Origin of the sequence: Nonomuraea sp. B10E15, assembly GCF_039871615.1 — a bacterium.
In the GTDB taxonomy this organism is placed as follows: Bacteria; Actinomycetota; Actinomycetes; order Streptosporangiales; family Streptosporangiaceae; genus Nonomuraea.
This window is the reverse complement of sequence record NZ_JBDPMB010000007.1, coordinates 20,185-33,819: the sequence shown is the minus strand read 5'-3', so window position 1 is coordinate 33,819 and position 13,635 is coordinate 20,185. Positions and strand designations below refer to the sequence as shown.

General features: G+C 70.2%; 14 protein-coding genes and 1 riboswitch. Of the genes, 5 read left to right on the top strand and 9 right to left on the bottom strand.

Annotated elements, in window-relative coordinates; all coding sequences use genetic code 11:
• Positions 1 to 10 precede the first annotated feature (10 nt).
• From groL to ABGB14_RS21405, 5 genes are all read right to left on the bottom strand, one after another.
• Positions 11 to 1,639 carry a chaperonin GroEL gene (gene groL / locus ABGB14_RS21425; protein WP_347645573.1) on the bottom strand — a complete coding sequence of 543 codons (1,629 nt, stop codon included), beginning with the start codon at positions 1,637 to 1,639 and terminating at the stop codon, positions 11 to 13.
• A gap of 355 nt (positions 1,640 to 1,994) precedes the next feature.
• Positions 1,995 to 2,195 carry a cold-shock protein gene (locus ABGB14_RS21420; protein WP_106250594.1) on the bottom strand — a complete coding sequence of 67 codons (201 nt, stop codon included), beginning with the start codon at positions 2,193 to 2,195 and terminating at the stop codon, positions 1,995 to 1,997.
• A gap of 241 nt (positions 2,196 to 2,436) precedes the next feature.
• Complete coding sequence (locus ABGB14_RS21415) at positions 2,437 to 2,712, bottom strand: MoaD/ThiS family protein (RefSeq protein WP_132331077.1); 276 nt, start codon at positions 2,710 to 2,712, stop codon at positions 2,437 to 2,439.
• A 24-nt stretch (positions 2,713 to 2,736) separates the two neighbouring features.
• Positions 2,737 to 3,969, bottom strand: coding sequence for a threonine synthase (gene thrC, locus ABGB14_RS21410; RefSeq protein WP_347645572.1), 1,233 nt, complete (start codon positions 3,967 to 3,969; stop codon positions 2,737 to 2,739).
• Between the two features lie 13 nt (positions 3,970 to 3,982).
• Positions 3,983 to 4,124, bottom strand: a riboswitch (SAM riboswitch).
• Positions 4,125 to 4,203: 79 nt separating this feature from the next.
• The gene (locus tag ABGB14_RS21405) at positions 4,204 to 4,758 is read right to left on the bottom strand and encodes an RNA polymerase sigma factor (protein ID WP_132511701.1); all 555 of its coding nucleotides are present in this window, start codon (positions 4,756 to 4,758) and stop codon (positions 4,204 to 4,206) included.
• A gap of 178 nt (positions 4,759 to 4,936) precedes the next feature.
• Here ABGB14_RS21405 and ABGB14_RS21400 point away from each other — a divergent pair, with 178 nt between their 5' ends.
• The gene (locus tag ABGB14_RS21400) at positions 4,937 to 6,361 is read left to right on the top strand and encodes a trehalose-6-phosphate synthase (RefSeq protein ID WP_347645571.1); all 1,425 of its coding nucleotides are present in this window, start codon (positions 4,937 to 4,939) and stop codon (positions 6,359 to 6,361) included.
• A 17-nt stretch (positions 6,362 to 6,378) separates the two neighbouring features.
• Here ABGB14_RS21400 and otsB read toward each other — a convergent pair whose 3' ends face one another.
• The gene (gene otsB / locus ABGB14_RS21395) at positions 6,379 to 7,149 is read right to left on the bottom strand and encodes a trehalose-phosphatase (protein WP_347645570.1); all 771 of its coding nucleotides are present in this window, start codon (positions 7,147 to 7,149) and stop codon (positions 6,379 to 6,381) included.
• A 39-nt stretch (positions 7,150 to 7,188) separates the two neighbouring features.
• On the bottom strand, positions 7,189 to 7,491 hold the full coding sequence (locus ABGB14_RS21390) for a DUF3263 domain-containing protein (protein ID WP_347645569.1): 303 nt from the start codon (positions 7,489 to 7,491) through the stop codon (positions 7,189 to 7,191).
• Positions 7,492 to 7,608: 117 nt separating this feature from the next.
• Here ABGB14_RS21390 and ABGB14_RS21385 point away from each other — a divergent pair, with 117 nt between their 5' ends.
• From ABGB14_RS21385 to ABGB14_RS21370, 4 genes are all read left to right on the top strand, one after another.
• On the top strand, positions 7,609 to 8,415 hold the full coding sequence (locus ABGB14_RS21385) for an SAM-dependent chlorinase/fluorinase (protein ID WP_347645568.1): 807 nt from the start codon (positions 7,609 to 7,611) through the stop codon (positions 8,413 to 8,415).
• A 352-nt stretch (positions 8,416 to 8,767) separates the two neighbouring features.
• Positions 8,768 to 9,916 carry a S8 family serine peptidase gene (locus ABGB14_RS21380; protein ID WP_347645567.1) on the top strand — a complete coding sequence of 383 codons (1,149 nt, stop codon included), beginning with the start codon at positions 8,768 to 8,770 and terminating at the stop codon, positions 9,914 to 9,916.
• Positions 9,917 to 9,941: 25 nt separating this feature from the next.
• Complete coding sequence (locus ABGB14_RS21375) at positions 9,942 to 10,346, top strand: OB-fold domain-containing protein (RefSeq protein ID WP_347645566.1); 405 nt, start codon at positions 9,942 to 9,944, stop codon at positions 10,344 to 10,346.
• The gene (locus tag ABGB14_RS21370; protein WP_347645858.1) at positions 10,343 to 11,527 is read left to right on the top strand and encodes a lipid-transfer protein; all 1,185 of its coding nucleotides are present in this window, start codon (positions 10,343 to 10,345) and stop codon (positions 11,525 to 11,527) included. The genes ABGB14_RS21375 and ABGB14_RS21370 overlap by 4 nt, the downstream gene beginning before the upstream one ends.
• A gap of 53 nt (positions 11,528 to 11,580) precedes the next feature.
• On the opposite strand, the gene ABGB14_RS21365 is transcribed toward ABGB14_RS21370, so the two are convergent.
• Together ABGB14_RS21365 and ABGB14_RS21360 are read right to left on the bottom strand one after the other, a co-directional pair.
• Entirely contained in the window at positions 11,581 to 12,597 is a 1,017-nt protein-coding gene (locus ABGB14_RS21365) for a dipeptide ABC transporter ATP-binding protein (RefSeq protein WP_347624307.1), read from the bottom strand.
• Positions 12,581 to 13,627: an ABC transporter ATP-binding protein gene (locus ABGB14_RS21360; protein WP_347645565.1), complete on the bottom strand. Its 1,047-nt coding sequence runs from the start codon at positions 13,625 to 13,627 to the stop codon at positions 12,581 to 12,583. The genes ABGB14_RS21365 and ABGB14_RS21360 overlap by 17 nt, the downstream gene beginning before the upstream one ends.
• Positions 13,628 to 13,635 lie beyond the last annotated feature (8 nt).

Below are 13,635 nucleotides of genomic sequence, written 5' to 3'. Positions count from 1 at the left end.
GAAATAGGACCTAGAAGTCCATGTCGCCGCCGCCGGGCATGCCGGCGGGAGCGGCCGGGGTCTTCTCCGGCTTCTCGGCGATGACGGCCTCGGTGGTGAGGAAGAGCGCCGCGATGGAGGCGGCGTTCTGCAGCGCCGAGCGCGTCACCTTGGCCGGGTCGAGAATGCCGACCTCGAACATGTTGACGTATTCGCCCGACGCGGCGTTGAGGCCCTCACCCGGGGTGAGGTTGCGCACGCGCTCGACCACGACGCCGCCCTCGAGGCCGGCGTTGACCGCGATCTGCTTCAGCGGCTCCTCCAGAGCCTTCTTCACGATCGCCGCACCGGTGGCCTCGTCGCCGTTGAGCTCGAGCTTGTCGAACGCCTTGGCGCCGGCCTGCAGCAGCGCCACGCCACCACCCGGGACGATGCCCTCCTCGACGGCCGCCTTCGCGTTGCGGACGGCGTCTTCGATGCGGTGCTTGCGCTCCTTGAGCTCGACCTCGGTCGCCGCGCCCGCCTTGATGACGGCCACGCCGCCGGCCAGCTTGGCCAGCCGCTCCTGGAGCTTCTCGCGGTCGTAGTCGGAGTCGGTGCGCTCGATCTCGGCGCGGATCTCGTTGACCCGGCCGGAGATCTGCTCGGCGTCACCGGCGCCGTCGACGATCGTCGTCTCGTCCTTGGTCACGACCACCTTGCGGGCACGGCCCAGCAGGTCGAGGGTGGCGGTCTCGAGCTTGAGGCCGACCTCCTCGGCGATGACCTGACCACCGGTCAGGATCGCGATGTCGTTGAGCATGGCCTTGCGGCGGTCGCCGAAGCCCGGGGCCTTGACGGCCACGGAGCGGAACAGGCCGCGGATCTTGTTGACCACCAGGGTCGCCAGGGCCTCGCCCTCGACGTCCTCGGCGATGATCAGCAGCGGCTTGCCCGACTGCACAACCTTGTCGAGCAGCGGCAGCAGGTCCTTGTTGGCGGAGACCTTGCCGTTGACGATCAGGATGTACGGGTCTTCGAGCACGGCCTCCATGCGGTCGGAGTCGGTGACGAAGTACATCGACGTCATGCCCTTGTCGAAGCGCATGCCCTCGGTGAGCTCGAGCTCGAGACCGAAGGTGTTGCTCTCCTCGACGGTGATGACGCCTTCCTTGCCGACCTTGTCCATCGCCTCGGCGATGAGCGCGCCGATCTCGGGGTCGGCGGCGGAGATGGAGGCGGTCGAAGCGATCTGCTCCTTGGTCTCCACGTCCTTGGCCAGCTTGGAGAGCTCCTCGCTGACCCGCTCGACGGCCGCCTCGATGCCCTTCTTCAGAGCCATCGGGTTGGCGCCGGCGGCCACGTTGCGCAGGCCCTCACGCACCAGCGCCTGGGCGAGCACGGTGGCGGTCGTGGTGCCGTCGCCGGCTACGTCGTCCGTCTTCTTGGCGACTTCCTTGACCAGCTCCGCGCCGATCTTCTCCCACGGGTCCTCGAGCTCGATCTCCTTGGCGATGGACACACCGTCGTTGGTGATCGTGGGAGCGCCCCACTTCTTCTCCAGCACGACGTTGCGCCCCTTGGGGCCCAGGGTCACCTTGACGGCGTCGGCGAGCTGGTTCATACCGCGCTCGAGACCGCGCCGGGCGTCCTCGTCAAACGCGATCATCTTGGCTGCCATAAGGCTAGACCTCCCAGATGCAGGGTGGCTTGTCGTGGACCGAGCCGACGCCCGCGACGGCATGGGTCAGCATCTCCGTTCGGCAGACCCCATCGTCTCGATCCGGTGTTGGCACTCTACTGCATAGAGTGCCAACGAACTGTTTAGCACTCTACCTTGCCGAGTGCAAGCGAACTCACCCGTGGCCGGCGCTCCCCCCCAGGTCAGTCGTCTGTCCGGCGAGCCGCCCCGTGGGCGCACCGCTGGCCGCGGTTCGCGCACGCGGCTCGCCGTACCAGGATCGACGAAAGGAAGGTGACGGTTCGCCCGGACTGCGCTGCCGCGCGATCCCGCCGGTGCATACCAGTGCGGTGAATCAGACCGTCCTGACGGACTCCGCCTGCGGCCCCTTCTGGCCCTGCGTGATCTCGAACTCGACACGCTGTCCCTGTTCGAGAGAGCGGTACCCGTCCATCATGATCGCTGAGTAATGGACGAATACATCCTTACCACCGTCTACCGCGATGAAGCCGTAGCCCTTGTCCGCGTTGAACCACTTGACGGTGCCCTGCGCCACTTCCGACTCCTCTTACTGGGCTCCCAGACCTCGCCCATTCCTTCGCGAGACCCGTAATCGCCTGACTTAACGGAAAATCAGCCAGGCGATCGCCCTCGACCATACCTGTGGCACGGGGTTTGGCAACAGAGTCAATCCGCAGACTGCGCATTTCCTCTCATCGACGGTTCAACGTTGAATTGCCGGGAAAAGAAGAAGGCGCCCACAAGGGGCGCCTTCGCCGAAGTGTGATCTGCCGCACTCAACCGCCGGCGACGGCGGGGATGATGGAGATCTGGGTGCCCTCCGGGGCCGGAGTGTCCAGCCCTTGGGCGAATCGGACGTCCTCTTCCCCCACATAAACGTTGACAAAACGCCGAATCTTGCCCGATTCATCCAGAATTCTCGCGCCGATACCCGGGTAGTCAGAGTCCAGCTTGGCCAGCACGTCACGAAGAGTCGCACCCTCGCCACTGACCTCCGCGTTGCCCCCGGTGTAGGTGCGCAGAATGGTGGGAATCCGCACAGAAACGCTCATGGTTTAACTCGCCTTTCCTGGTTGTCAGACAGTCGCGCGGAACGCGTCGAGGGAGGGCTTGATCACGGCCGTGGGCCTGGCGTCGCCGCTGATCGCGTCGAGCGTCTTGAGGCCGTCGCCGGTGTTCAGCACCACGGTCTCGGCCTCCGGGTCGAGTTGCCCGGTCTCGGTGAGCTTCTTCAGCACGCCCACGGTCACGCCGCCCGCGGTCTCGGCGAAGATGCCCTCCGTCGAGGCCAGGAGCTTGATGGCGGCCACGATCTCGGCGTCCGTGACGTCCTCGACGCCCCCTCCGGTCCGCCGCGCGATGTCCAGCACGTACGGCCCGTCAGCGGGGTTTCCGATGGCCAGCGACTTGGCGATGGTGTCGGGCCTGACCGGCTGCACGACGTCGTGCCCCGCCTTGTAGGCGGTCGACACCGGCGAGCACCCGGCCGCCTGCGCCCCGAAGATCTTGTAGGGCGTGTCCTCGACCAGCCCCAGCGCCACCAGCTCCTTGAAGCCCTTGTCGATCTTCGTGAGCTGCGAGCCCGAGGCGATGGGGATGATGATCTGCTCGGGCAGCCGCCACCCGAGCTGCTCGGCGATCTCGTACGCGAGCGTCTTGGAGCCCTCGGCGTAGTAAGGGCGCAGGTTGATGTTGGTGAACCCCCACTTGTCACCGAGCGGGTCGCCGATCAGCTCGGAGCAGAACCTGTTGACGTCGTCGTAGGTGCCCTCGATGCCGACCAGCCGGCCGCCGAACACCCGGGCCATGGCGATCTTGGCCTGTTCGAGGTTGGCCGGGATGAACACGCACGCCTCCAGCCCGGCCCGCGCCGCGGCGGCCGTCACCGCGCCCGCGAGGTTGCCCGTGGAGGAGCAGGAGAGCGTGTGGAAGCCGAAGTTGCGGGCCGCCTCGACGGCCATGGCGACCACGCGGTCCTTGAAGGAGTGGGTGGGGTTGCCCGAGTCGTCCTTGACGTGGAGGGATCTGATGCCGAGCGCCCGCCCGAGATTGCCGGCCCTGACCAGCTTGGTCCACCCGGGGTTCATGTTGGGCTTGTCGGCGACGTCGGCCGGCACGGGCAGCAGCGAGCGGTAGCGCCAGATGTTGGCGGGACCCGACTCGATGGCCGCGCGGGTCACCTCGCCGAACTCGTAGGCCGCTTCGAGCGGCCCGAAACACTCCTGGCAGGCGAAGCTCGGACCGAGCGGGTAACGCGCGCCGCACTCGCGGCAGGACAGACCGACGGCGGGACCGAAATCGAGCGACATGAAGCGAGGCCTTCCCTCATCTTCGTCTGCGGCCACCTTGACCACAGACCGGAATTGGCACCTTGTCCCGGTCGGCCTCGCCAGGTCGCGAGTCACAAGCCGGGAGGGTTGCCGGGGCTTCGCAGGGCCGGTCCCTCCACCCCTCTGGATGAGCAATATTCAGTTGTCGACTCGGACTCTACCCGCCCACGTGGCGGAAACGTCCTCCCGTCTCAAATAATGGGACGAGAGGTCTCAGCGATAGTCGTCTCCCAGCACGCCCTGCACGTATTTGCGCGCCTGGTGGATGCGCGACTTCGCGGTGCCGAGCGGGATGCCGAGCTGGTCGGCCACCTCGTTGTAGTCGAGCTGGACGATGTCGCGCAGAACCAGCGCCTGCGCCAGATCCGGCTTGTCGGCCTCCAGCGCCTCCATGGCGTCGAGCAGGTCGAGCCGCGAGCCCGCGATCACGCTGACGCGCCGCACGTCGGGCTTCTGCATGGGCAGCTCGTCCGAGCTCTGCTCGGCCGCCCGTCGTTTGAGCGACCGGTACGTCGTGCGCGCGCAGTTGGCCGTCACGATGTGCAGCCAGGTGCTGAACCTGGCCCGCCCCTCGAAGCGCCCGATGTTGCGCGCCACGGCCAGCAGGGTGTCCTGGGAGGCCTCCTCGGCGTCCTGGTGGTAGGGCAGGATGCGGGCGCAGTGACGCATCACATCGGGCTCGATCCGCCGCAGCAGCTCGCCAAGAGCACGGTGGTCTCCTGCCGCGGCGGAGCGGGCGAGTTCCTCGGTTAGCTCATCAAGCGCCATAGCTGGGATCCTATGGTCGTAGGGAGCCTTGTTGGCATCCTTCCTTTTCCGATGGGCCGATCACCACGATGATCAGTGTGGTTCCGTCTACGCCGACACGCCAGTCGGAAGGAGTCTCCTTGAGGTCTCACGCCAGCTCACCGCCCTGCGCGCGGCCCGCTCGGCAGGAGCGGTCGCCGTGAACAACGTCCTGGTGGCCTCCAACCGCGGCCCCGTCTCCTTCACCGTCTCCGACGACGGCGAGCTGACCCTGCGGCGCGGCGGCGGCGGGCTGGTGTCGGGATTGTCCGGCGTGGCCAAGGGCGATGGCGTCCTGTGGGTCTGCGCGGCGCTGTCCGACGGCGACCGCAGCGCCGTGCGCCTGGCCCCCGGCGGCCGCATCGACCAGGCCGGCTACGACACCGGCCCGCTGCGCATGCTCGACATCCCGCCCGCCACCTTCCACCGCGCCTACAACGCCGTGGCCAACTCCACGCTGTGGTTCGTCAACCACCTGCTCTACGACATCCCCAACGCGCCGCTCTTCGGCACCAAGTTCGGGCGCGAGTGGGAGTCCTACCGCGACTACAACGGCGCGTTCGCGCTGGCGCTGGCCGAGGAGGCCGGCCACGAGGCCAGGGTGATGGTGCAGGACTACCACCTGACCCTGACCCCGGCGATGCTCCGCGCCGAGCGGCCGGACCTGCGCATCGCCCACTTCAGCCACACGCCGTGGGCGCCGCCCGAATACTTCTCCCTGCTGCCCGACGAGGTCGCGCGAGAGGTCCTGGAAGGCATTCTGGGGGCCGATCACGCCGGATTCCTCACCGGCAGGTGGGCGCAGGCGTTCATGGACTGCTGCGAGGCGCTGCTGGGCGCGGAGGCCGACCGCGTCGGGCGCAGCGTCACCCACGACGGCAGGACGACCCGCATCGGCGTGCACAGCCTCGGCGTGGACGGCGCCGCTCTCTGGGAGCGGGCCTGTGAGCCCGACGTCGAGTCCCACATGACCGCGCTGAGGGAGCAGGTGGGCGACCGCAAGCTGATCGTCCGCATCGACCGCACCGAGCTGTCGAAGAACATCGTGCGCGGCCTGGTGGCCTACGGCGAGTTCCTCGGCGCCCACCCCGAGTGGCACGGCCGGGTCGTGCACCTGGCCTTCGCCTACCCGAGCCGGCACGACCTGCCCGAATATCGCGAATACACCGCGTCGGTGCAGCGCTGCGCCCAGCAGATCGAGGACGAGTACGCCACGGAGGACTGGGACCCGCTGATCCTCAACGTCAACGACGACTATCCGCGCTCGCTCGCCGCGTACCGGATGGCCGACGTGCTGCTGGTCAACCCGATTCGCGACGGCATGAACCTGGTGGCCAAGGAGGGCCCGGTGCTGTCGCCGCGCTGCGCGCTGGTGTTGTCGCGGGAGGCGGGCGCGGCGGCCGAGCTGGGGCCCCACGCGCTCCTGGTCAACCCGTACGACGTCAGCGGCACCGCCGCAGCGCTGCACGACGCGCTCGTCATGCCCGAGGACGAGCGGCGGACGCGCCGCGACAAGCTGCACGCGGCGGCCACCGCCCTGCCGCCGCAGAAGTGGCTGGAGGCCCAGCTCGACGCCCTCGCCTGAGGGGTGCCGGAGCGCGGTCAGGAACGGCTGAACGCGGACGCCAGCTCGCCGAGCAGCGCCACCACTCCCTCGGGGCCGTCCACCACGATGTCGGCCCGCTCGGCCAGCGCGGTCACCTCGGCCGAGCCGCTGCACACGGTCACGCCGGGCAGGTTGGAGGCGTCGACGGCGTCGTAGGCGGCCAGGTCGCCGAGGTCGTCGCCGGCGAACAGGACGGATCTCGCTGCCCGCTCGGCCAGGAACAGGCTGAGCGCCTGGCCCTTGTCCATGCCCGGCGGCCGCAGTTCCAGGACGTAGCGGCCGGGCTCGATCACCAGGCCGTGCTTCTCGGCCAGCTTGGCCAGCGGCTCGCGCAGCTTGGCGAGGGTGCCGTCGGGGTCGGGGCTGCGCCGGGTGTGCACGGCCACGGCCCGGCCCTTGTCCTCGACGGTCACGCCCTCGACGCCCAGCGAGTCGAGCAGCAGCGGCAGTTCGGCCTCGCTGCGCGGCACGCCGGCGGGGGGCGGGGGTGCGGAGACGCGCCCGTGCTCCCAGCGCTCGAACCCGTAGTGTCCGAGCACGACCAGCCCCGGCACGTCGGCCAGCCCTGGCCCCAGCTCCAGCACGGTGGCCGGGGGCCTGCCGGTCACGATGACCACTGCGAGGACGTGGGCGCCCAGCTCGGCGAGAACCTCGGGGGCCTTCGGGTGGATCACGGCCTCGGCGGGATCGGGCACGATCGGCGACAGGGTGCCGTCGAAGTCGAGCCCGATCACGGCGCCTGCCGGATCGCTCAAGATCGCTTCCATTCCAGGGATGTTCCTCACGCGGCTGCCGTACCCAGCCGGTCAGGGGCGCATGCCAAGCCTTCTGGCGGCCCGGTCACGCTGACGGGTGGAGCGTAACCTGCGCAGCCTCTTGACCAGCATGGGGTCCTGCTCGAGCGCCTCCGGCCTGTCGATCAGCTCGCCGAGCAGCTGGTAGTAGCGCGTGGCGGAGAACCCGAAGGTCTCCTTGATGGCCTGCTCCTTCGCGCCCGCGTGGCGCCACCACTGGCGCTCGAAGGCGAGGAGCTCCTGATCGCGTTGTGAGAGTGATTGCCGGCGGGACGGCTCCTGGGCAGCATTGTCACCGCTGAGCGGTGCTCCCATGGTGTCCTCCTCGGAAGGGGCGTGTGACGTTCACGTCGCACGCACGCGGCCCGTGGCCATCGTAATGTGCGGGGCGCTGCTGTTCATGGCGGTTGGACAGACGTACAGTCACCAAATGTGACCTCAGTAATCACGCTGCTCACGGACTATGGGCTCGAAGACGGCTATGTGGCGGCCTGCCATGGAGTGATCGCCGGGATCGCCCCCGAGGCCAGGGTGATCGACGTGTGCCACCTGATCCCCGCGGGGGACGTACGACGCGGCGCGGCCGTGCTCGCCCAGACCATCCCCTACCTTCCCGCGGGCGTCCACATCGCCGCGGTCGATCCGGGGGCGGGCGCGTCCAGGCGCGCGGTGGCCGTGGAGGCGGGCGGCCGGGTGTTCATCGGGCCCGACAACGGGCTGCTGTCGTGGGCCGTGCGCGCCGGCGGCGGCGCGCAGGCGGCCCACGAGATCAGCGACGAGCGGCACTTCCTGCGGCCGGTCTCGCCCACGTTTCCCGGGCGTGACGTGTTCGCGCCGGTGGCCGCGCGGTTGTGCGGCGGGCTGAGCCCGGCGGAGCTGGGGCCGGAGATCCCGGTCGGCAGGCTGGTCTCGCTGCCGGAGCCGACCTCCCAGTTGCGTGAGGGCTCGGTGGAGGGCGAGGTCGTCTCGGTCGACCGCTACGGCAACACGCAGTTGTCGATCACGGCGGGCGACCTGCACGCGCTGGGCGTGCGGGTGGGAGACACGCTGGGGGTGCGGCTGGGGCGGCGGCAGCTCTCGCTGCCGTACCGGGAGACGTTCTCGGCGGTGCCGCCAGGGGAACTGGTCGCGTTCGCGGACTCGGCAGGGCTGATCGCGATCGCCGTGAACTCCGGTGACGCGGCGCAGCGCCTGGGGCTCCCACCCGGAGCACATGTCCGGCTTTCCCCTCTTTCCTAGGGCGAAAAGCCACAGATCGGAATTACTCCGCGTATCGGTCTGTTTACTGAAGCGTCGGGCTGGCGCAGCGGTCGCGTGTCAGAATGCCGGTCAAACGTCCCCTCCCCCTCCCTTTCGAGGTCGACGTGTACCAGCCCTCCGTTGTCCCGCTGCCGATGTCGTCCCCGCTCCTGCCTGCCCCGGAGCCTCCCGTGCCCGAACGCCGGTTAGTCCGACCGATCTTCACCGTGCCAGGCCTCCGCCCGGGCGCGCGAGTCACGTACATGCCTGCCGGGGTGGGTGTCGGCGGCCCGCCGCCGGCCCTCTCCAGCACCGGACGGCCCGCGACGGCACCGCACCGGGCGCTGACCGGATGAGCAGGATCCTCGTGCCCGCCCTGGTGACAGCGCTGGCAGTGGGCACGGTGCTGGGCGTCGCCGCTCCGAGCGCCTCCGACGACGTCGGCCGGGTCGCGCGGGCCGGCCAGTGGCAGCTCGGCGCGATGCGGCTGCCCGACGCCTGGCGGACGAGCAAGGGCGCGGGCGCCGTGGTGGCCGTGCTCGACACGGGCGTGAACGGCCGCCACCCCGACCTGGCGGGCGCCGTGATCCAGGGGCCCGACCTGACCGGGGTGGCCAGGAGCCCGCACCGGTGGGGGCGCCACGGCACCGCCATGGCCAGCCTGATCGCCGGTCACGGGCACGGTGAAAAGCGTGAGGGCGGCGTCCTCGGGGTGGCGCCGGACGCCAAGGTGCTGTCCGTCAGGGTCACGCTGGACAACGGCGACCCGCAGCGCAAGAAGCAGCGCTCGGGCGGGCGCAACGCGCTGGCCAGGGGCATCCGCTACGCGGCCGACCACGGCGCCGAGGTGATCAGCATGTCGCTCGGCGGGGGCAGCGGCTCCTGGGAGGGCTCGGCGACGGAGGAGGCGGCCGTCCAGTACGCGATCGCCAGGGGCGCCGTGCTCGTGGCCTCGTCGGGCAACGACGGCGCCGCCGCGAACAGGAAGAACTTCCCCGCCGCCTACCCCGGCGTGATCGCCGTGGGCGCCGTGGACCGGCGGCTCGCGGTGGCCGGGTTCTCCAACAGGCAGGACTACGTCTCGGTGGTCGCGCCCGGCACGGACATCGTGACGGCCGACGGTCGCCGCTCGTACGTGATCGGCGACGGCACCAGCTCGGCCGCGGCCATGGTCGCGGGCGTGGCGGCCCTGATCAGGTCGGCGCATCCGAGCCTGTCGCCGTACCACGTGCGGCGGGCCATCGAGCTCGGCACCAGGCGGCGGCCGGCCGGCGGCCACAGCCGCGCCTACGGGCACGGGGTGGTCGACGCGGCGCTCGCCCTGCGGGCGGCCGGCCGGCTGGACGTGCCGGCGCCAGGCGGCGTGGCGCCGGGACCGTATTTCTGCGAGGCGCCGCCGTCCTCCAGGACGCCGGTGATCGCGGGCATGGTGATGCTGGTGGCGGCGATGTCGGCGCGGGTGCTGGTGACGCAGCGCAGGCGGCGAAGGGATGTAACCTAGCAAGCGCTTGTGTGATACTCCGGCTATGACGTTTGCGATCGACGGCTGGTTCGCCATCGACCACGACGGCGTCCGCCTCCTCGGCACCGGATGCGCGGACTGCGGCACCGTCTGCTTCCCGCCGCGGCACGGCCTCTGCCCCGACCCCCGCTGCGGCGGCACGGAGCTGCGCGAGGTCCGGCTGCCGAGACGCGGGCGGGTCTGGTCGTACACGAACGCCTGCTACCCGCCGCCGGCGCCGTACGTGGCGGCGGAGCCGTACGAGCCGGTGACCCTGGCCGCGGTCGAGCTGGAAGAGGCGGGCATCGTGGTGCTCGGCCAGGTCACGGGCCTGACGGTGGCCGAGCTGGAGGTGGGCATGGAACTGGAGCTCACCTCGGGCCCGCTGGCCGACGGGCCCCAGGTGTGGATGTGGCGGCGGCCGTCATGAGCGTCGTGGTGCTGGGCGCGGGCATGCACCCCTGGGGCAAGTGGGGCCGTCCCTTCGTGGAGTACGGCGTGGCGGCCGCCCGCGCGGCCCTGGACGACGCCGGCGTGGCCTGGACCGACGTGGACTTCCTCGTCGGCGCGGACACGATCAGGAACGGCTACCCCGGCTTCGTCGCCGGCGCCACCTACGCCCAGGCGCTCGGCTGGTCGGGCGCCAGGATCGCGTCCTGCTACGCCGCCTGCGCCTCGGGCGCCCAGGCCGTCGACATCGCGCGCACCCGCATCCTGGCGGGCCTGTGCGAGGTCGCCCTGGTCGTGGGGGCGGACTCCACGCCCAAGGGCTTCTTCGCGCCGGTGGGCGGCGACCGGCCCGACGACCCCGACTGGCTGCGCTTCCGGCTCCTCGGCGCCACCAACCCCGCGTACTTCGGCCTCTACGCCCGCAGGCGCATGGCCGTCCACGGCTCCACCCGCGCCGACTTCGCCGCCGTCAAGGTCAAGAACGCGCGGGCCGGCTCGCTCAACCCCATGGCCCGCTACCGCAGGCCTGTCACCGTGGACGAGGTGCTGGCCTCCCCCATGGTCGCCGATCCGCTGCGGCTGATGGACATCTGCGCCACCTCCGACGGGGGCGCCGCCGTGGTGCTCGCCTCGGAGGAGTACGCCCGCCGCCGCGGCACGACCCCCCTGGTACGCCTGGCCGCCGTGGCCACCGTCACACCGACCTTCCCCAGCGCCGTCCTGGAAATGCCGAACTTCGCCACCGACTCCTGGGCTGCCGTTCCGCCGCCCGAGAGGCCGTTCAGGGCGGCGATCGCGCACGCCGCCTACGAGGAGGCCGGGGTGGGGCCCGAGGAGGTCTCGCTGGCGGAGGTGTACGACCTGTCGACGGCGCTGGAACTGGACTGGATGGAGGACGCCGGCCTGTGCCCGCCGGGGGAGGCGGACAAGCTGCTGCGCGCCGGCGAGACGGCCGTCGGTGGCCGCCTCCCGGTCAACCCGTCGGGCGGGCTGGCCTCGTTCGGCGAGGCCGTCCCCGCCCAGGCCATCGCCCAGCTCTGCGAGCTCACCACCCAGTTGCGCGAGCGCGCGGGCCCTCGCCAGGTTCTCCGCCCCCGCGTCGGCCTGGCCGTCAACCAGGGCCTCTTCGGCCACGGCTCCGCCCTCATCGCCACCCTCTGAGACGCGCAGGCCCTCCGAGCAGGGCTCGGAGGGCCTGCGCCGTGCAGGGTGGTTCAGCCGACGTGGACGACGTCGTGCGTCTCGGCGAAGTGGCAGGCGCTCTCGTGCGCCGTGCCCGGCCGGATCTGCAGCAGCGGCTCCTCCTCCGCGCAGATCTCCTGCGCCTTCCAGCACCGCGTGCGGAACCGGCAGCCCGACGGCGGGTTGGCGGGCGACGGCGGATCGCCCTGGAGGATGATGCGCTCGCGCTGCTCCCGCCCCTCGGGGTCGGGCACCGGCACCGCCGACAGCAGCGCCTGCGTGTACGGGTGCGCCGGCCGGTCGTAGATCTCGGTGTCCTTGCCGAGCTCCACGAACTTGCCGAGGTACATCACCCCGACCCGGTCGGAGATGTGGCGCACCACCGACAGGTCGTGGGCGATGAAGATGTACGCCAGGTCGAACTCGTTCTGCAGCCGCTCCAGCAGGTTGATGACCTGCGCCTGGATCGACACGTCGAGGGCCGACACCGGCTCGTCGCAGACGATGATCTCCGGCTGCAGCGCCAGCCCGCGGGCGATGCCGATGCGCTGCCGCTGGCCGCCGGAGAACTGGTGCGGGTAGCGGTTGATGTGGTCGGGGTTGAGGCCCACGACCTCCAGCAGTTCCTGCACCTTCGTGCGGCGGTCGCCCTTGGGCGCCACCTCGGTGTGGATCTCGTACGGCTCGCCGATGATGTCACCGACGGTCATCCGGGGGTTCAGCGAGGTGTACGGGTCCTGCATCACCATCTGGATGTTGCGCCGCATGCGCTTGAGCTCGTTGCCCCTGGCCTTGGCGATGTCCCGGCCGTTGATCGTCACCGAGCCCGACGTGGGCCGTTCGAGCGCCATGAGGACCTTGGCGAGGGTGGACTTGCCGCAGCCCGACTCGCCCACGATGCCCAGCGTCTCGCCCTTGTGCAGGTCGAACGAGACGCCGTCGACGGCCTTGATGGCGCCGATCTGCCTCTTGACCACGATGCCCTGGGTGAGCGGGAAGTGCTTGACCAGGTCGCGCACCTCGAGGATGCGCTCACTGGAGCTCGCCATCGAGGACCTCCCTCCAGTAGTGGCAGGCGCTGTTCCGCGTGCCGCTGACCTCGTGGAGCGGGGGCGTGTCGGTCACGCAGTCGTCCTGACGGTACGGGCACCGGGGGTGGAACGCGCAGCCCGTCGGCAGGTCGAGCAGGTTGGGCGGCAACCCCTTGATCGCGTACAGCTCGTGGCCCTTGAGGTCGACCCGGGGGATCGACTCCAGCAGGCCCTTCGTGTACGGATGCGCGGGCCCCTTGTAGATGTCGTGCACGGGGGCGTTCTCCACGATGCGCCCCGCGTACATCACGGCGATCTTGTCGGCCACGTCGGCGACGACGCCCAGGTCGTGGGTGATCAGGATGAGACCCATCTGGCTCTCGCGCTGCAACTCGGCCAGCAGCTCCATGATCTGGGCCTGGACGGTCACGTCGAGCGCCGTGGTCGGCTCGTCCGCGATCAGCACCTCGGGGTCCAGCGCGATCGACATGGCGATCATGATGCGCTGCCGCATGCCTCCGGAGAACTGGTGCGGGTAGTCGTGGACGCGCTGCTTGGCGGCCGGGATGCGCACGCGGTCCATCAGCTCGACGGCCTTCTTCAGCCCGTCGGCCTTGGACATGCCCCGGTGCACCCGGAACATCTCGCTGATCTGCCAGCCCACGGTGAACACCGGGTTGAGCGCGGAGAGCGCGTCCTGGAAGATCATCGCGACCCGCTGGCCGCGCACCTGCGTGCGGGCCTCCTCCGACAGCTGGAGCAGGTTGGTGCCCTTGAAGCGGATCTCCCCCTTGGGGATCACCGCCGGCGGCATGTCGAGAATGCCCATGATCGCCTGCGCGGTCACGGACTTGCCCGAACCGGACTCGCCCAGCACCGCGAGCGTCTCGCCGGGGTTGACGGTGTAGCTCACCCCGTTGACCGCGCGTACGATCCCGGCGCGGGTGCGGAACTCCACGTGCAGGTTGTCGACCGCGAGCAGTGGATGGTCGCCCAGCGCCCCTCCTTCGGAGAGCTCAGGCAGCACGTCCGCTGACGTCTTCTTCACGTGATCCC